At 48.5% G+C, this 19499-nt stretch carries 16 protein-coding genes and 1 riboswitch; of the genes, 7 read left to right on the forward strand and 9 right to left on the reverse strand.

The annotated features are described in order from the left end of the window. Positions 1-160 precede the first annotated feature (160 nt). From B153_RS0128695 to B153_RS0128705, 3 genes are all read right to left on the reverse strand, one after another. Complete coding sequence (locus B153_RS0128695) at positions 161-1528, reverse strand: sensor histidine kinase (RefSeq protein ID WP_020600205.1); 1368 nt, start codon at positions 1526-1528, stop codon at positions 161-163. Positions 1529-1655: 127 nt separating this feature from the next. Further along, positions 1656-2342 (reverse strand): response regulator transcription factor, encoded by a 687-nt coding sequence (locus B153_RS0128700; RefSeq protein ID WP_020600206.1) that lies wholly within the window; start codon positions 2340-2342, stop codon positions 1656-1658. Between the two features lie 111 nt (positions 2343-2453). Further along, positions 2454-2696: a type B 50S ribosomal protein L31 gene (locus B153_RS0128705; protein ID WP_026262528.1), complete on the reverse strand. Its 243-nt coding sequence runs from the start codon at positions 2694-2696 to the stop codon at positions 2454-2456. A gap of 605 nt (positions 2697-3301) precedes the next feature. On the opposite strand from B153_RS0128705, the gene B153_RS0128710 reads away from it, so the two are divergent. The 4 genes from B153_RS0128710 (at position 3302) to B153_RS0128720 (ending at position 6900) form a co-directional block, all read left to right on the forward strand. Continuing rightward, the gene (locus tag B153_RS0128710; RefSeq protein ID WP_020600208.1) at positions 3302-5782 is read left to right on the forward strand and encodes a ribonucleoside-diphosphate reductase subunit alpha; all 2481 of its coding nucleotides are present in this window, start codon (positions 3302-3304) and stop codon (positions 5780-5782) included. A gap of 129 nt (positions 5783-5911) precedes the next feature. Beyond that, entirely contained in the window at positions 5912-6115 is a 204-nt protein-coding gene (locus B153_RS37435) for a hypothetical protein (RefSeq protein WP_083928266.1), read from the forward strand. A gap of 61 nt (positions 6116-6176) precedes the next feature. Beyond that, positions 6177-6419: a UPF0175 family protein gene (locus tag B153_RS0128715; protein WP_020600209.1), complete on the forward strand. Its 243-nt coding sequence runs from the start codon at positions 6177-6179 to the stop codon at positions 6417-6419. A 1-nt stretch (position 6420) separates the two neighbouring features. Further along, positions 6421-6900 (forward strand): PIN domain-containing protein, encoded by a 480-nt coding sequence (locus tag B153_RS0128720; RefSeq protein WP_020600210.1) that lies wholly within the window; start codon positions 6421-6423, stop codon positions 6898-6900. Positions 6901-7020: 120 nt separating this feature from the next. On the opposite strand, the gene metH is transcribed toward B153_RS0128720, so the two are convergent. From metH to B153_RS0128745, 5 genes are all read right to left on the reverse strand, one after another. Further along, positions 7021-10806: a methionine synthase gene (gene metH, locus B153_RS0128725; protein ID WP_020600211.1), complete on the reverse strand. Its 3786-nt coding sequence runs from the start codon at positions 10804-10806 to the stop codon at positions 7021-7023. Positions 10807-10910: 104 nt separating this feature from the next. After that, positions 10911-11031: riboswitch (SAM riboswitch) on the reverse strand. Between the two features lie 130 nt (positions 11032-11161). Next, complete coding sequence (locus tag B153_RS0128730; RefSeq protein WP_020600212.1) at positions 11162-11524, reverse strand: SxtJ family membrane protein; 363 nt, start codon at positions 11522-11524, stop codon at positions 11162-11164. A 2-nt stretch (positions 11525-11526) separates the two neighbouring features. Beyond that, positions 11527-11676: a DUF5989 family protein gene (locus B153_RS38085; protein WP_020600213.1), complete on the reverse strand. Its 150-nt coding sequence runs from the start codon at positions 11674-11676 to the stop codon at positions 11527-11529. A gap of 52 nt (positions 11677-11728) precedes the next feature. Further along, a complete protein-coding gene (locus tag B153_RS0128740) occupies positions 11729-12892 on the reverse strand; it encodes an SGNH/GDSL hydrolase family protein (protein ID WP_020600214.1) in 1164 nt (387 codons plus the stop codon). A gap of 30 nt (positions 12893-12922) precedes the next feature. After that, a complete protein-coding gene (locus B153_RS0128745) occupies positions 12923-14785 on the reverse strand; it encodes a carbamoyltransferase family protein (protein WP_020600215.1) in 1863 nt (620 codons plus the stop codon). A gap of 257 nt (positions 14786-15042) precedes the next feature. Here B153_RS0128745 and B153_RS0128750 point away from each other — a divergent pair, with 257 nt between their 5' ends. Further along, positions 15043-15933 carry a Ppx/GppA phosphatase family protein gene (locus tag B153_RS0128750; RefSeq protein WP_020600216.1) on the forward strand — a complete coding sequence of 297 codons (891 nt, stop codon included), beginning with the start codon at positions 15043-15045 and terminating at the stop codon, positions 15931-15933. 185 nt (positions 15934-16118) lie between these two features. Beyond that, the gene (locus tag B153_RS36095) at positions 16119-17483 is read left to right on the forward strand and encodes a sensor histidine kinase (RefSeq protein WP_020600217.1); all 1365 of its coding nucleotides are present in this window, start codon (positions 16119-16121) and stop codon (positions 17481-17483) included. 32 nt (positions 17484-17515) lie between these two features. Here the strand turns inward: B153_RS36095 and B153_RS36100 are convergent, their stop codons facing one another. Beyond that, complete coding sequence (locus tag B153_RS36100) at positions 17516-18331, reverse strand: hypothetical protein (RefSeq protein WP_020600218.1); 816 nt, start codon at positions 18329-18331, stop codon at positions 17516-17518. A gap of 138 nt (positions 18332-18469) precedes the next feature. Here B153_RS36100 and B153_RS0128765 point away from each other — a divergent pair, with 138 nt between their 5' ends. After that, positions 18470-19420 carry a GNAT family N-acetyltransferase gene (locus B153_RS0128765; RefSeq protein WP_020600219.1) on the forward strand — a complete coding sequence of 317 codons (951 nt, stop codon included), beginning with the start codon at positions 18470-18472 and terminating at the stop codon, positions 19418-19420. Positions 19421-19499: the final 79 nt, after the last annotated feature.

Below are 19499 nucleotides of genomic sequence, written 5' to 3' on the forward strand. Positions count from 1 at the left end.
AATCAAACTATTAAAACAGATATAGATTTAAAACATGGGCACACCCGTTTGCCTGGGCAACATTAAAATTAGTTTTAACTAACTTAATCTGTTTGTTTAATACCTTAATCCATAGAATAGGCTACCTGTGGCTCGATAGCCTGGCCCGATACAGATCGGATTACAAATGCGGAAGGGAAATGGTAAAGGTACTCCCCTCACCTACTTTACTCTCGACTGCCAACGTACCCTGGTGCAGTTCAACTAATTTGGCGCAGATCGACAACCCAATACCAAACCCCTGATAATCAAACGCATTGGTGGCCCGATAAAAAGGCTCGAAGATCCGGGTTATCTCCTCCTCCGAAATACCGATTCCGGTATCCCGAACAACTACCCGACAAAAACGGGTATCGGTGCCAATACGGACTTGAGCCGTTTGATTGGCGGAGTACTTACAGGCGTTGTCAAACAGGTTTACAAAAACCAGTTTCAGAAGATCTTCATTTCCTTCAATCAAGGTTTCGGTTTCGCTTTCTGGTATATTCTCGTAATCAACAACAACCTGATAATGAGGCTTAGCACCTAACAGTTCATCCTTCGCCAAAAAGACCACCTCGTCGATTCGAATGGGTTTCCGGGTTACCTGATTGCTGGTTTCCAGAGCACGAGCCAGAAAGAGCAGCCCGTTGGTTAAGCCAATCAGGCGATCCGTATCCGAGAGCAGATTGGTCAGAATATCCGTATGTTCGGCCACGGTCAGAGGTCGACGCAGCCCCAACTGAATCTCTGATTTAAGAGCCGCCAACGGGGTTCGCAGCTCATGGGATGCGTGCGATACAAAACTTCGTTGTTGCTCGAAAGCCTGCTCAAGCCGATACAGCACGTCGTTGAAATTCATAGCCAGCCGCGCAATTTCATCCTTACGATTCCCTTCATCCAGCCGTTGCTGAAGATTACGGGCTGTGATGGTGGAAATCTGCTCATTAATCTGACTGATGGGCTGAAGCGACTGCCCGGCGAAGAAAATCCCCAGGCCCACAGTGACACTAAGCCCGACCAGCAGGCCCCAGCCTAACGTGAGCTTAAGATTTTCGAGTTTACTCTTACCAAACTGATCGTAGGCCGAGGCTAACACCACCAGATCACGCCCATTCTGCTGGTACAATAGTCCTACTAATTCGTTAGGCCCGCTATGCGTTTCAATTTCTTTTTTTTGCCGGACCTCATCCAGAAACGTGGATCGGTAATAGATAACCTGATCGTCGACACTGGAATAAATCAGGTGGTTTTGGCCATCGAAAATCAGAACCTTCTCATCAAAAAGGGCTGTTAGCGTATTCCGGTCAATAATTTTTAATAACTCCCGATCAACCTCTTTTACCTCAATCAGAAACCGAACGGTCGTCCGTGCTTTGTTCTTCAGCCGCTCGTAAAATTCCTCCTGCCGATAGGTGGCCGATACCCAATAGATCAGAATGGAAAAGAAAACCAGAATCGACGCTACGATTAGCGAAAACTGAAAGGCGATACGATAGCGGATGGTCATACAAAAGGGAGGAGGGGGAATAAAGGGAGGAGGGAATAAAGGGAGGAAGGGGAGCAGAGGGACGAACGGGAGTTAACTCTTCTCCTCCTTTTTTCTCCCTCTCCCCCCTTTATTCCCCCTCTTCCCTTTATTCCTCTTTTAACACATAGCCGAGCCCCGGACGGGTATGAATCAATTTTGGCTCGAAATCGCGATCTATTTTCTTACGAAGGTAATTGACGTATACTTCAACGACATTCGTTCCCGGGTCGAAATTAAGACTCCAGACAGCTTCTGCAATATCGGCTTTTGACAGTACACGGCCTCGATTTCGTACGAAATAGTCAAGCAATGAAAATTCGCGGGCCGTCAGTTCAATGGGCGTTGTGCCTCGTCGAACATCTTTGGTCGTTAAATTAATCGTCAAATTAGCGACCTGCCAAATCTCCTGCGTTGATGGGTTGGCGCTAAGTGCCGCCCGACGAAAACAGGTAGACACGCGGGCAAGCAACTCCCTGAAATCGAATGGTTTCACCAGATAATCATCGGCCCCCAATGCCAACCCTTCTACTTTATCTTCAACTTCACCCAGCGCCGTCAGTATGATAATGGGCAACTGAGGTTTTTCCGCCCGAACACTCCGGCATACTTCAAAACCACTCAGACCGGGCAGGTTAATATCCAGAATGATCAGGTCGATCCCCGGTTGCAAAGCCATCTGCCTCCCGTTTAGTCCTTCATAGACGACCTGCGTAGCATAACCTTCTTCCTGAAGGCCCCGACTAATATTCTGGGCAATGCGCCGGTCATCTTCAATAATCAGGATATTTTTCATGGTGTAACGAGAGTAATCTATCGAAATTTCGTACGCAAAACGAAATGAAAAGCTCCTCTGCTACGAGGTTCGCAACAGAGGAGCTTTTACTAAAACCAGATTGGTTTATAATTACTTGGTGCCGTACCGTTTGCGGAACTTGTCCACACGACCAGCCGTATCGAGCAGCACGTTCTTTCCGGTATAGAAAGGGTGCGACTGCGAACTAACTTCAATCTTAACGAGCGGATAGGTTTTCCCTTCAAACTCGACACTATCTTTCGTTTGAATTGTTGAGCGCGTCAGGAATTTATAGTCGCTCGACAGGTCGTGGAATACCACATCGCGGTAATCCGGGTGAATGCCCTTTTTCATGATAAATCGCTGTTTCTTGTCATCTTCTCGGTTTCCGACCGAAAAGGACTGCAAAGGTAAGGCGTTTTATGGGGATTACAAAGACTTTTTACCGCTTCTTTAAAGGCCAACTTATGAATAACCTAAAATGGTACCGTTGGGTAATATCCGTGTACTAAAAGCTTGTTTTTGAGGTCATTTTTTCATATATTTCTACACCATTACGCTTCTCCAACGGCATAGCCCGACCGATAGCCGGTCCCGCAAACCGCCAAATAAAAATTACTTTTTTTATTTCTTAGAATATCGCTGCAGTAGGATATTCTTAAGTCATTCAGGATGATGGCTTAACAATTTCTTAACCTACTTAGCAGAGTTGCACGTTTCAATGAATTCGTAAAATGGGCGAACCTTCTGGGTTGCTTTTCCGTCTATTTCAACAGAACTTTAAAGTCTCGTAACGGGTCCCTTTCGCACTGAATGGATAGCTCACTGAAGCGATTCATTCTCATCTGCCTGGGCAAGTCGATCATAAACACCGTAACTGAGTATCGCTATTCCGTAACACCACGTTCACTTTCAATTGTATCAAACATTTATCCTTACATAACTAGCCCAAACTTATCATGTTCGTAATCAAACGTGATGGCCGCCGGGAATCTGTCAAGTTCGACAAAATCACGGCTCGAATCGAGAAGCTATGCTACGGTCTCGATCCAGCTTATGTACAACCCGTTGAAGTCGCCGTAAAAGTTGTGAGCGGTCTCTACGACGGCGTTAAAACAACAGAACTCGATAACCTGGCAGCCGAAACAGCCGCTTCGATGACCACCAAGCACCCGGACTATGCCATTCTGGCGGCCCGGATTGCGATTTCCAACCTCCACAAAGAGACCAATAAATCATTTTCGGGCACAATTAAAAAGCTTTATCACTACGAAGACCCCAAAACTGGCGAGAATGCATCGCTGATTTCGCGGGAAGTGTATGAAGTAGTACGCCAGAATGCAGCTCTGCTGGATTCAACGATCATTTACGATCGCGATTACGGCTATGATTATTTCGGCTACAAAACCCTCGAAAAATCGTATCTGCTGAAGATTGACGGACGCATTGCCGAACGTCCACAGCATATGCTGATGCGGGTAGCCGTTGGGATTCACCAGGAAGATATCGACTCGGCCATCGAGACGTACAATCTGCTCTCGGAAAAGTGGTTCACCCACGCAACCCCGACGTTGTTCAACGCTGGAACGCCCAAACCCCAGATGTCGAGCTGTTTCCTGCTGACGATGCAGGATGACTCCATCGACGGTATTTATGATACCCTGAAACAAACAGCTAAGATTTCGCAGTCGGCAGGGGGAATTGGTCTGAGCATTCACAACATCCGGGCAACGGGTACCTACATTAAAGGCACCAACGGAACCTCGAACGGGATTATCCCCATGTTGCGCGTGTTCAACGATACAGCTCGGTATGTCGACCAGGGTGGCGGAAAGCGGAAAGGCTCGTTTGCCATTTATCTGGAGCCCTGGCATGCGGATATCTTTGAATTCCTGGATCTGAAAAAGAATTCCGGGAAAGAGGAAGTTCGCGCCCGTGACCTGTTCTATGCGCTCTGGACGCCCGATCTGTTCATGAAACGGGTGGAAGCCGATGACGTATGGTCGCTGTTCTGTCCGCATGAGTGTCCGGGTCTGGCCGATTGCTATGGCGAGGAATTCGAAGCGTTGTACGAGCGTTATGAGCGCGAAGGCCGCGCCCGTCGGACCGTGAAGGCTCAGGAGTTGTGGTTCAAGATTCTGGAATCGCAGACCGAAACCGGCACGCCCTACATGCTCTACAAGGATGCTGCCAACAAGAAGTCGAACCAGAAAAACCTGGGTACGATTAAATCGTCGAACCTCTGCACCGAAATCATTGAGTACACGGCCCCCGACGAAGTAGCGGTTTGTAACCTGGCGTCGATCGCGCTGCCGAAGTTCATCAAGCGTGATCCAGACGGCATTATGCGTTTCGATCACCAGAAGTTGTTCGAGATTACGAAGGTCGCTACCCGCAACCTGAACAAAATCATCGACATCAACTACTACCCGGTCGAAGAAGCCCGTCGGAGCAATATGCGCCACCGGCCAATCGGTTTAGGTGTACAGGGGCTGGCCGACGCATTCATCATGCTGCGGATGCCGTTTGAGTCAGAAGAAGCCCGTCGCCTGAACGAAGATATTTTCGAGACGATCTACTTTGGCGCCATGACGGCTTCGATGGAGCAGGCGAAAGAATTTGGCCCCTACGAAACCTGGAAAGGCTCTCCGATTTCGCAGGGTATCTTCCAGTTCGATATGTGGGGAGTAAACCCAAAATCGACCCGTTGGGATTGGGAAAGCCTGCGGAAAGATGTAATCGAGCATGGCGTTCGGAACTCGCTGCTGCTGGCCCCCATGCCTACCGCATCGACCTCGCAGATTCTGGGCAACAACGAGTGCTTCGAACCCTACACCAGCAACATCTACACCCGTCGCGTCTTGTCGGGCGAGTTTGTGGTGGTGAACAAGCACCTGCTGAAAGACCTCGTAAAACTGGGTCTGTGGAACGATACGATGAAGAACAACCTGATTCTGGCCAACGGCTCCATTCAGGCGATTCCGGGCATTCCGCAGAACATCAAAGACCTGTACAAAACGGTTTGGGAGATTAAGCAGAAGCACATCATCGACATGGCTGCCGACCGGGGTGCGTACATCTGTCAGTCGCAATCGCTGAACATCCACATTCAGGATTCGAACTTCGGCAAGCTGACGTCGATGCACTTCTACGCCTGGAAAGCAGGTCTGAAAACAGGCATGTACTACCTCCGTACCAAAGCTGCTACCGATGCGGTGAAGTTCACCGTAGTACAGCCACAGGCCGAGCCACAACTCGAACCCGTTATGGCCGAAACAGCACCTGTCGAGAAACCCCTCAACTACGTACAGTACGCCAAGGAGCACGCACAGAACGTAGCGCCCGCTCCTGTACCAATGGTGACCGACCTCGAACAGCAATATGCTGCCATGACCTGCTCACTGGATGATCCAGAAGGTTGTGAGATGTGCGGTTCGTAGTAGCGTTTTAAGTTATACGTTTCAGTTTCAAGTTTTCGCTCCCGGCTGTGGTTGACATGGCCGGGAGTGCTGTTTATATAGAAGCAGAACTCTTATGTATGTACCATCAAGCTATAACTACGAACTATTATGCTATTTCGCTTAGATCGTACAGCTTTTCATGCCGGAACGCACGCAGAAGCCGAGTGGTATCATGCGCAAAATAGCCCTAAGACACTGGTTGAGCGTTTACAGGTAGCGGCCTACCTGAATAGTGTTGCGTTTAATTATGACGTAGATAATCCGCCGAGGCTTGACGGTTCGGCATTTGCTATGTATGCGTCGGCATGCTAAACTTCCGAAGTAGATTAAAGTCATTTCCGACGTATATTCGCAAGAAACAGCTTTATCAACCATGACGATCACTGATGACATCCTTCTCGAAGCCAATATGAGTGAGGAAGAAGTGAAAACCGAATTAGCCGTTCTTCTATATCAGAAGGGTAAGCTTTCTATGGGTCAGGCCGCCCGTTTAGCTAACACAGATCGGATACGGTTTCAATTTTTACTAGCAAGCCGTCAGATTCCGGTAAATTACGATGAGGTCGCTTTTCAGGAAGATTTGAAAACCATTCGTCGGCTAAATCAGGCAAAGTAGCATGGTGGTCGTTAGTGATACAACCACGCTGAGTAACCTGATCCATATTCAGCATACACATCTATTATCAGCGCTCTATAGTCAAATTATTATTCCGCAAGTTGTGGTCGATGAGTTGCGAGAAATGGCTAATCAGTCTGTTGAAACATTGTTATCTGAAGAATGGGTATATGTAAAAGCGATTCAGCGAAAAGACTATGTCAATTTACTTCGTCAACAGATAGATGCAGGAGAGGCAGAATCTATCGTATTAGCAATAGAGATGAGTGCAGATTTATTAATCATCGATGAGAAAAAAGGACGTGCAGTTGCGCAAGGACTCGGCTTATCTGTAATTGGCACACTTGGTATCTTAGTTCAGGCAAAACAGATCGGCCTAATCAGTAATCTCCGAGAGTTGTTGAATCGCTTAACTATTGAAGCAGGTTTTTGGGTACGAGATTCGCTCAAAGAGCAGATTTTAAATACTGTTGGCGAATAATCGATTTTATTTAGTCAGCAAAAACAAATAACCCTAGAAATGCTATCTCTAGGGTTATTTGTTTTTGCTATTCGAATTATCTCTTTTCTCGTGTGAATGCTTGGTGAACGCCTATCACGTTTACGCATCATAACTCAACACGGGAGCGAGCCATCGTTCGATTTCGTCAACCGGCATATCTTTCCGCTGGGCGTAATCCAGTATCTGATCTTTGTTGATTTTACCGACGGCAAAATACTTCGACTGAGGGTGCGAAAAATAGAATCCACTCACCGACGAGGCCGGGTACATGGCGTAACTTTCGGTTAGTTCGATGCCAATTTTCCCCGCATCCAGCAATTCAAACAACGTCCCTTTTTCGGTATGATCGGGGCAGGCCGGATAGCCGGGTGCAGGGCGGATACCCTGATACTCCTCCTTAATCAGTTGATCGTTTGAGAAGGTTTCTCCGGTAGCATAGGGCCAGAATTCTGTCCGTACACGTTCGTGCATCCGCTCCGCAAAGGCTTCGGCCAGTCGGTCGGCAATGGCTTTTACCATGATGCTGTTGTAATCGTCGTGGTCACGGTCGTATTTCTCCAGCAACGCTTCAATGCCGATACCTGCCGTTACGGCAAATCCACCAATATAATCTTCGCGGCCGCTTTCGAGGGGAGCCACAAAGTCCGACAGGCAATAGTTCGGCAAGCCCGGTGCCTTCTGATTCTGCTGACGCAGGAAATGCAATACCGTTTTGGTATCGTAAATCAATTCGCCAACCGGACTTACCGCCGTTTGTGACTGCGCTCGGCTGATTTTGTACTCGATATGCCGATGCGATCCATGGCGCTCGCAGGGAATTTCACGAACCTGTTCTTCAAACTCATGCAGCAGCACATCATCGTCGGCAGCGTTGGCCGGAAAAAAACCGACAACGGCCTTCGCTTTCAATAACTTTCCATCGATGATTTCCTGCAACAGCCGGTTGGCATCGTCAAACAATTGTCGGGCTTCATTACCCACGGTTGCATCCTCGAAGATGGCGGGGTATTTGCCGTGTAGTTGCCAGGTCTGGAAGAAGGGCGTCCAGTCGATATAATCTCGTAGCTCTGCCAGGTCGTAATCGTCAAAATAGCGATTCCCGAGGAAGGTAGGTTTTGTTGGTTCGAAATTCTGCCAATCGATTGGCGCACGGTTAGCACGCGCTTTGTCAATCGTCAGGCTGGCTTTCTCCTGCCGACGGCGGGCATGATCGTCGCGAAGTTTGCTGTACTCGGCTTTTATTTCATTGAAAATCTCGTTACGCGTTGCTACCTGTTCACTGGTCAGTCGACCCGCCACAGGCACGCTCCGACTGGCATCGAGTACGTGAACAACGGGTCCGTCGTAATGCGGATCAATCTTTACAGCGGTGTGCGTTCGTGAGGTGGTAGCGCCCCCAATCAGCAAAGGCAGGGTAAATCCCTGACGCTGCATCTCTTTCGCAACACCAACCATTTCATCGAGCGAAGGGGTAATAAGTCCGCTCAGGCCAATAATATCGACGTTATGTTTTTTGGCTTCGTCCAGGATTTTCTGCGTTGGCACCATCACACCGAGGTCGATAATCTCGTAATTATTACAGCCCAACACCACTCCGACGATATTTTTGCCAATATCATGTACATCACCTTTCACCGTTGCCAGCAGAATTTTACCCGCCGACGACGAGCCTCCACCCGATTTTTCGGCCTCAATGAACGGAGTCAGGTAGGCCACGGCTTTTTTCATTACCCGCGCCGATTTGACCACCTGCGGCAGGAACATTTTACCGGCACCAAACAGGTCACCAACTACGTTCATACCATCCATCAACGGGCCTTCGATGACATGGAGGGGCCGTTCGACCTGCTGACGGATTTCTTCTACATCCTCGTCGATGTAGTCCGTAATACCTTTTACCAGGGCATGTTTCAACCGCTCACGGACCGGCTCAGACCGCCAGCTTTCGTCCTGCACTACGGCTTTTCCCTTGGCTTTTACCGTTTCGGCAAACTCAACGAGCCGTTCAGTGGCATCGTCCCGACGGTTGAGGAGTACATCTTCGCAGCGTTCCAGCAGGTCTTTGGGTATGTTGTCGTACACTTCCAACTGGCCTGCATTTACGATACCCATGTCCATACCCGCCCGGATGGCGTGGTACAGGAAGGCCGAGTGCATGGCTTCACGCACGACATCGTTGCCCCGAAAGCTGAATGAGATGTTCGATACCCCACCGCTTACTTTAGCCAGAGGTAGGTTTTCCTTGATCCAGCGGGTGGCATTGATAAAATCGACGGCGTAGTTGTTATGTTCTTCGATCCCCGTTGCAACCGTCAGAATATTAGGGTCAAAGATGATGTCCTGCGGAGGGAACTCAACCTTGTCGACCAGAATTCGATAAGCCCGTTCGCAAATCTCGATACGCCGTTCATACGAATCAGCCTGGCCTGTTTCGTCAAATGCCATCACCACCGTTGCGGCTCCATACCGTTTGATGAGCTTCGCCCGCTCGATGAACGCTTCTTCGCCCTCTTTCAGCGAAATGGAATTGACGATAGCTTTGCCCTGTACGCATTTCAAACCGGCCTCAATCACTTCCCACTTCGACGAATCGACCATGATCGGGACGCGGGCAATATCGGGTTCGGAGGCAATCAGGTTCAGGAAGGTGGTCATGGCTTCGACCGAATCGAGCATACCTTCATCCATGTTGACGTCAATTACCTGAGCGCCCCCTTCAACCTGTCCACGAGCAATACTAAGGGCTTCGTCATAATTGCCCTCTTTAATCAACCGGGCAAACTTCTTAGACCCCGTCACATTGGTGCGTTCACCGATGTTGAGGAAATTGGTTTGTTCCGTTACTTTCAGCGGTTCCAGACCACTCAGTTTCTGATAGGGTTCAGCCTGTGGCCGTTGCCGGGGGGCGTGTTTGGCGGCTGCCTGCGCAATGGCCTGAATATGGTCGGGGGTGGAACCACAGCAACCACCAACGATATTTACGAAGCCATCCCGGATAAAGCCTTCCACCTGAGCGGCCATTTCGTCGGGCGTCTGATCGTATTCACCAAACTCATTCGGCAAACCAGCATTCGGATAGGCCGACGTAAAAAAGGGCGCTTCCTTGGCCAATGTCTGGATATACGGACGCATCAACTCGGCCCCCAGTGCACAGTTTAGCCCTACGCTCAACAGCGGCAAGTGCGAAACAGAATACAAAAAGGCCTCAGTTGTCTGCCCGGAAAGGGTTCGCCCACTGGCGTCTGTAATCGTTCCCGAAATCATGACGGGCAGAACCGGCCGCTGTGGATTCAGATTAAAATATTTATCGATGGCGAACATAGCCGCCTTCGCATTCAGGGTATCGAAAATCGTCTCAACCAACAGCAAATCGGCTCCGCCTTCAACCAGTCCACCCACCTGTTCATAATACGTATCGACCAGATCATCGAACGTAACCGCCCGGTACGCTGGATTATTCACATCGGGCGAGAGCGATGCCGTACGGTTAGTTGGCCCCATAGCCCCTGCCACAAACCGGGGTTTGTCAGAATTTTGACGGGTTACTTCCTCGGCTACTTCCTTCGCAATTTTTGCTGATTGGTAATTCAGTTCATAAACCAGGTCCTCCATGTAATAATCGGCCATAGCAATGCTGGTGGCACTGAAGGTATTGGTCTCAATAATATCGGCTCCTGCATCGAGATACTGGCGATGAATGGCCTTGATCACCTCTGGTTTGGTAATCGACAACAAATCGTTGTTACCTTTTATGTCGTGTGGAAAATCCTTAAATCGCTCCCCCCGATAATCGGCATCTGTCAATTTATACCGCTGGATCATGGTGCCCATGGCACCGTCGAGAACGAGAATTCGCTCGTTCAGAAGTTCGTATATCGTTTTCAAAGGCAGTTATGTAGTGCGATTGTAGGAATACTAACAATCAGTGTCCTTAAAAAAGTCCAAAACCGCAAAAGATTAGGCACCAAAAAGACAGGTAGCGGAGCGCTAACTTATCTGGCCCGGTTTGTATACCGGGAGGAAATTGGCACCGAGTTCCAATAACCCTGGGGTTATGAAAGGGTTGCCAAGACTTCATCGGGTCCGTCCCTCCGTCTTTCTGGATAAGCCTAAAGCAAAAATAGATAAAAATAGGGTACACTCTACCTAGTGTACCCTAAGATTCAGCGAATCGTATAGCCTATACGGATTGGAAATGAGCCTATCTCGTATCGACAACCCGTTTAAGGCAGCTACCTACTTACCAGGTTTGTTCTAAATCCTCTTTTGTATACTGATGATTTCGTTCGTTGTAAAACGACTTTTGATCAGTCCGCTTAATAGCCAGCGGATTCTTAGCCGTTAGCCGATAGAGCATCGCAATAGGCCATAAAAAGACGAAAAACAGAATGGAGAGAATGATTTTGCCGTTGATGTTTCCCAACACCTCCGCGATTTTAAACCATACTTTCACAATCAGATCCCCTACGACCGGAATCGCCAGGCTCAACACGCCTACTGCAGCCGCAGCATACAACCACCAGGGCGATTTGAATATAAAATACAGTACTACCAGTCCAGTTACGATAACCAACTGGGCCTTTACCTTTTCAGAAACGTCCATGCTTAAAACAGCGTGTAAATGAACGGTGCAACGGCCGACCCGCCACCAATAACAATCAGAATACCAATGAGCAGCAACAGAATAATCATTGGTGCCAGCCACCATTTTTTACGCTGCTGCATGAATTTGATAATGTCCTGCAAAAATTCCATGATCTAATTTGAATTATGTACTTGTTTACTGAACCAGTAATCTTGAAAAAAGCTAAAGCTTAACACGACTGCTATCTGACGTCATATGCCCCATACCCGGATTGGACTGAACCAGCTTGAACAGAGCCTCTCCTACGCGTGCATTCACTAAAGCGCTGGCATGACCATCGTTCCGGCCAACAACCCGGTCCTTCGGTTCAATATCCCCCATCAGTTTACCCGCTTCCAGCACAGGTACATTGTTCTGCTGAAAGAAGGAAACGACTGGCTTAACGTATTCTGTTGTTTTCTCCAGATTATGCGAAAATGGGAATAAAACAACATAAAACCGAGCCTTATGCTCTTTCGCATACGTCACAAATTTAGCCAGATCGCTCAAATGATCGTTAATAATCGCTGGCGTTCCGTAGGCCGTGCGGGCATACGTATCGAACGGAGCGAAGTTGCCATGCGGAAACTGCCAGTAGAGGTAGTTGAGCAGATAAGACTTGATGAACAATGACTGAAATACCCGGGGTACATCGGAATAAGGCTCGAACGAAGCCGGTACTAAGCCATGATCGTGGGCCACTTTTTCGATATCATTCGGAAAATACTGCAACACCAGTATATCTGGTTTTTTACCAAACTTAACCAGTCGTTCGTATTCATTCCGGGTATCTGAGCCTGATATACCCAGATTATAGGTTATATACTGATTACCCAGTTTTTCGCCCAGAACGTTTCCGTATCGTTCTTCTGCCCGTTTTAGGCCGTGTCCTGACGTAAACGAATCGCCCACGACCAGCACCAATTTCTTACCCAGAGTATCGGTTCTGGGCGTATCGCGATAATCGCCAACCATGGGGGGCCAGTACCGCTCGAACCAGATGTGCGATGCCAACGTAAGCCCACCCTCCTGGCTCTGCGCAATGAACATGAAAATAATTTCGACGAACACCAGCAACAGGGCTGTTGGCACCAGCAATGTAGCCAGATTTCCGATCAGCTTAGGCGGATTTGGGTTCTTAACTACTCCGTAATAATACAGCCGAACCAACTCCATCATCACCAGAAGCAGAACGGCAATTTTGGCTAGCCGAACGTAAACATTGTCGAAAAGACCTCTATGCGGGTAATCCAGAACCACATGGATTCGATCTCCGTAATACAGAAGAAACGCTAAGAACGCCAGGAATAGTAAACGAATACCACTCGAAACAAATTTTGATTGCATTAATTCAGCACATTCGGCGGTAAGCGCCCGTTAGTCTAAAACAAACTCTTCTTTCCAGTTGTCGGTGTCCTGCCATTCGGGTTGCTGACGCTTATCGAACAGGTAGTTACCGACAACCAGGTAATCCATTTCGGTACGCATGAAACACCGATAGGCGTCGTCGGGCGTGGAAACGATGGGTTCGCCCCGAACGTTGAAACTGGTGTTCACAATAACGCCATACCCGGTAAGTTGCTTGAACGCATCAATCAATTGGTAATACCGAGGGTTGGTGTCTTTATGCACTGTTTGAATCCGGGCCGAATAATCGATGTGCGTAATTGACGGTAAATCGGACCGCTGGTAATACAGCTTTTCACGCAGCGGGAAACTAGCGTAATTGGCCGGTACGGGTGTACGACGCTTTTGAGCTACCGGATGCACTAAGAGCATATACGGCGAAATGCCGTCATAATCGAAATATTCAGCGCAATCTTCGGCCAATACGGACGGAGCAAACGGCCGGAACGACTCCCGATACTTGATTTTCAGGTTCAGTTTTTTCTGCATCTCAGCATTGCGCGGATCGCCCAGAATGCTACGACCACCCAATGCACGAGGACCAAACTCCATACGACCCTGCACCCAGCCAACTACATTGCCTTCGGCCAGCAATCGGGCCGTTTCCCGGCTCAGTTCGTCGAAATTGTCGAAGTGTTTACCAACGGCTTTATACTTTACAGCCATCAGTTCCACATCCAGATCGGAGAAAGTTGGCCCCAGATACGAACCGCGCATAGCATCCCGCTCTTTGGTAACTTCGCGCTCCTTACCGAAATAGATGTGGTATGCGGCTAAAGCAGCTCCCAGAGCACCACCCGCGTCGCCTGCTGCAGGCTGAATAAAGATATCCTTAAATAAGCCTGCTGCCTGAAGCTTTCCGTTCGATACACAGTTTAGGGCTACCCCACCCGCCAGTACAAGCGCATCGGCGTTCGTGAGTCGTTTCGCTTCACGGGCCATGTTGAGTACCACTTCTTCGGTCAGGTATTGAATGGCCAGCCCCAGGTTGCAATGATGCGCCTGAAGCTCATCTTCCGGCTGACGCTTCGGAAACCCAAACAGTTCGGCCCATTTTTCATCATGCACCATGGTAAGCCCGGTTGCATAATCGAAATACTCCTGGTTGAGCCAAACAGAACCATCGGGTCGCAAATCAGCCAGTTTTTCTTTGATGATCGCCATATAGCGAGCTACATCGGGCGACGTAGGATCACCATAGGGAGCCAGACCCATCAATTTATACTCACCTGAGTTCACCCGGAAACCCAGGAAATACGTAAATGCAGAATACAAAAGCCCCAGCGAATGCGGAAACCGCAGTTCTTTCAGGATCGAAATATTTTTCCCTTCACCCAGCCCGATTGAGGCCGTTGCCCATTCGCCAACGCCATCGATGGTCAAAATAGCTGCCCGCTCGAACGGCGATGGATAAAACGCACTGGCTCCATGCGAGAGATGGTGCTCGGGAAACAGCAGTTTTACTTTGCTGGATGACTTATACCCTATCTTTTCCAGCTCTTCCCGAATCAGTCGCTTCAAAAACAGTTTTTCTTTCAGCCAAACCGGAATCGACATCAGAAACGACCGTATGCCCTTAGGGGCAAAGGCATAATACGTTTCGAGTAATCGCTCAAATTTCAGCAACGGTTTGTCGTAAAAGACAATGGCATCTAATTTATTGAGGTCTGCCCCACCGTATTGAAGACAATATTGAATTGCGTGAGCCGGAAATCCTGGGTCATGCTTTTTACGCGTAAATCGCTCTTCCTGAGCTGCGGCAACGATACGGCCGTCTTCGATTAGCGCAGCCGCTGAATCGTGATAAAAAGCAGAAATACCTAATATGGTCATGAACTATAGTCCTGTTCAAACAGGGGCCAAAATTAACTGATTTTTTGGTAAACGTATTATTAAGCTTTCCAGGACTTACTCAGTGGTCAATCGACATACACGGGGAAATAGGCTTTAGGGTGCTAAAAAAGCGTATCTTTGGCCAGTCATAAAGAGTGAAAGAGCGAATGAGTGAATGAGTGAAATGATCTGTAGAGGTCTTTTTTACCAAACTTAATCTCGCTCAATCGCTCTTTCACTCTTTCGCTCTTTACTGAATGAAACTGGCAGCTATCGACATCGGCTCTAATGCAGCTCGTCTCCAAATCTCAACGGTATTATACAATGACAATCAGGTTAGTTTCAAACGGGTGGAATATGTTCGTTTCCCGCTTCGGCTAGGGCATGATGTATTCAATTTCGGCGAACTTACCCCCGAAAGCGAAGCCCGTACCACGAAACTCATGCAGGCCTATAAGCTGCTCATGGAACTCCATGAAGTCGAGGATTATATGGCCTGTGCCACGTCGGCCATGCGCGAATCATCGAATGGACATGAAGTGGCCAAACGGATTGAAGCGGCAACAGGCATAAAAATCAACATTATCGACGGCCGGAAAGAGGCTGAATTGATCAATAATGTAGTTGTACAGGCGCTGGACGAAAAACAGTACCTGCACATTGATGTAGGCGGTGGCAGTACGGAATTGAACGTCTATGAAAATCGGCAGAAAATCAATTCAAAATCGTTTAAAATAGGATCGGTTCGGTTGCTGGAAGGTAAAGAAACGAAAGGAGCCTGGCGTAAAATTGAAGATTGGGTCGAAGAGAATATTGATTCGTCAAAGGAAATCGTAGCCGTGGGCACAGGCGGCAACATTAGTAAACTGTTCAATCTGGCGTCCAAAATATCGGAGACAGAAACCACCCGCGACGAGATTGAACGCATACGGGATTATATTTCGGGCTTCAGTCTGGACGAACGCATCAATCGACTCCGCCTGAATGCCGACCGGGCTGATGTGATTGTACCCGCTTCCGACATTTACATTTCGGTGATGAAATGGGCAGGGGCCGATCGTATTATCGTACCAGATCTGGGCCTGAAAGATGGGATCATTCAACTCGTGTATGCCCATTTGGGCAAGCGCAAACCAATCGGTTACTGAACCAATAGCTGTATATCCCTCTTTCGAATCGCCATTTTCAAGTATTTGACCACTTAACTTACCATTACGTTAACGATTAATTACTTTCGGTTCGTCATTCAAGGCTAGTTGGTTTATTTTTTGCTTATAATGCATCCTGAATGCCTATCCTCGCTACCATCTAAAGCAAGCTTACTCTAAACACCATGGACGTGATGCCTACCGTTCCGTTACAAGAACAAATCGATACACTTATCCGTGAGAATATCCGGCTGAAATCGCAGTTAGACCAACAGGAGGTCGATCAACGATTCCTGATTGAATTCTCCGACAAGTTTGCTACGTATACGGTTGGTGATGAGTTTTTTCACTCTCTGGTCAGATACATTGCCGAACAAACCCGGCTGGATTTTGTCTTTCTGGGCGAACTGATTGAGCCCGTCCCCAATCAATTTGCCATTCGCACCATTGCCCTCACAGCCTACGGGCAAACGGTTGGAAATATTCAGTACGATTTGCCCGATGGTCCATGTGAGCAGGTGATTCAGGGCCAACTGTCGAAATACCCAAGCCAATGCCGCCGATTGTTTCCCAAAAACCAGACCCTGGTTCAGTTTAATGTGGAAGGGTACATCGGCTACCCGTTGTATGACACAAAAGGCAACGCGTTTGGCATATTGACGGTTATGCACCAATCGACCATCGATCAACCCGAATACATTGCTTCCTTATTAAAGATTGTTGCCAAACGAGCCGAGTTTGAGTTGGAGCGGACAAAATATGAAGCCGACCTAAAGGCCGTCAATGAAGAATTACTGGCTAAAAATCAGGAATTAACGAACCGAAACGCCGAACTGGCCTCTTTTAGTTACGTAGCTTCGCACGATTTGCAGGAGCCGCTCCGCAAAATCCGTTCCTTCGGCGACCGGCTGAAAGTGGCGTATGCACCCCATTTAGACGAGGAAGGTGCCGACATTATCGATCGTATGGTGCTGGCAGCCAAGCGTATGTCGCTGCTCATCAAGGACCTGCTCGACTACTCCCGGCTAACCCTACAATCGGATACCTGGCGCCCGCAGTCGTTGAGTGAGATTGTGGAATCGGTAGCCAATGAGCTGGATATGTCCATTCAGGAGTCAGGTGCCCAGATAGACATTGGGGAGTTGGCCATCGTACCCGGCGATGAGAGCCAGCTCCGGCAGTTATTTCAGAATCTACTCTCGAATGCCCTCAAATTTACGCAGCCCGATTGCGTTCCCCACATTCGTATTCGAAGTACGCACATAAAACGTTCGGATTTACCAGCCGAATTTTTACTCCTGGCCGCTCCATCCGACTACGCGCTCATTGACGTAACGGACAATGGAATTGGGTTTGATGTCCAACATGCCGAACGCATCTTCGGTACCTTTCAGCGATTGCATGGTCAGGGAAAATATCCGGGAACAGGCATTGGGCTGGCTATTGCGAAAAAGATTACCGAAAATCACCGGGGCTTCATCAAGGCTATGAGCCAACCCGGCCAGGGCGCTACTTTCCTGGTTTATCTTCCTACACAACCCACAGCCTGACGACAGGACTTACCCATGTAGTGGCTGATCACTTATTGACCCGAGCGGCCTCCTTTTATTTTACGAATGACAATCGGTACACATCGGGTAGGAGGACAAGTACAGAGGGTATTGGCCAACAAAACCGACCGTTCGACAAAACAGCCAAATGCATTATAGATTCTCACCATATAACTTTCTGGCTTCCCTGTCCGCTTAAGATTCTGTACGACAACGCCATCAGTAGGAATCGGGTGGCTGGAGCCGGAGAATACGCCATTGTTGGCCAGCTCGTACGTGTCGGTTGCGGAAAATCCATTGATCCGTACCCAGCCATCGGCTAGAGAGACCGAATTCTGGCAGGTTGCTTCCTGGGCTAATACCGTAGATTGAGGCAGTGGTTTTACGATGACAGTTACCAGGGCAAACGGACGACAGCTACCGTCAGCAGACAGTGGATTCAGACGTCCATAAACGTAATAGGTTTTATCCGAAACATCGGTGTTTGGTGGAAAGGCAACGGTACGCATGGTCGCAATCCCATTCGAAGAAATCAACTCACCCAACGATACGCCCCCCTGATAAGGGTTTAGCTGTGGCGTATCAAAGCGCACCAGTTCAATTTTATCAGGCCAGAACGCGGTGGTTCTAACCTGTAAGCTATCGACAAGTGAACCCGAACAAACCGTTACCGAGGTCTGGGTCGTATTGGTAATGGAAGGGCACTGTGCTTTTACCTTTTGGATAGACCATAAACAGAAAAAAATCAGGCAAAAGCACAGTGCAACCCGACGAAGCGTAACCTCAGTTAGCCCGACAAATACGTTCCTAACGTTACCTGCATCCGTTGATTTCTTTCTATAAGCCATCCCTCTGTCCGAACCTCAAAGGCTAAGTTACGCTTGATTCCACATTTTAAAAACAACCGGGCCGTCAAATTCTAATTCTGTCTGGTCAGGTTACTTTTTCCATACAGTCTCCGTCTTGATGAGCCAACCGCTCATTGCATGGCAGCGTATCGGTTTTTACTCCAGCATAATCCGCATCGGTCCGACACCCCACCCTTTCATCAGGATGGGTTTTTCTTTAATGAAATCGAGCACCTCCGACAACAGGCCGATGGCCATTTTTACTTACTAACGGCTGTTAACCAGTCCACACAACAGACCGATATTCGGTGTGCTTTTTTTAATCAGTGTAATCAGGTAGTCAGTCCGACAGCCGCTCCGTTTGGTTCGATTGAGTTTACCGAAACCTTGCCCGATGCCGTGCTGGATCAATTTTTGGAAACCCTGCTTTCGTCGGTCAGGCTCCTCAAAAAGCCCACCCTCCGACTTGTGAATTATCCTGATTGTTACGCCCCTCAACAAGCAAACCGCCTTACCACCAAACTGTTCGAACATGGGTTCCGCCTGGTAGCAGCCCATCAAAATTTGCATTTATCAATCAGCAATCGACCATTCGAACAGGCAATTCGCCCCCAGGAGCGCCGACGACTTCGTAAATGCCTGCGGGCTAATTTTCGTTTTCAATACTGGGCTAACCCTGTACTGGCAGACGTCCTCACGTTTATCACCGAAACCCGGCAAAAACTGGGCTATCGCTTCAATATATCTCCCGAACGGCTTACGGAGTTGCTGTGTACATTCCCCGATAAGTTTTTGATTTTCAGCGTTACGGATGGATCAGATCTGGCAGCGCTTGCCATAACCGTGCGTGTTCGTCAGGACATTCTCTATTATTTTTTGCCCGCATCAAATCCCGTCTATCAAACGTTCAGCCCGATGGTCTTGCTGCTCGATGGCTTGTTTGCTTACTGTCAGCAACACCACATTCAACTGCTTGATTTGGGCGTATCGCTCGACAACCTCCATACACCTAAACCAGGTTTAATACGCTTCAAGCGCAATCTGGGCGCTTCTGAATCTGTAAAACTAATTTTTGAGAAGGATCTTTAATCCATCTTCCCGAAGCTTCGCCTGCTTCCCTGATCTTCGACTCAACCCTTCTAAACCACTCCCAAAAACCAACTCGTGT

Source organism: Spirosoma panaciterrae DSM 21099, assembly GCF_000374025.1.
GTDB lineage: Bacteria > Bacteroidota > Bacteroidia > Cytophagales > Spirosomataceae > Spirosoma > Spirosoma panaciterrae.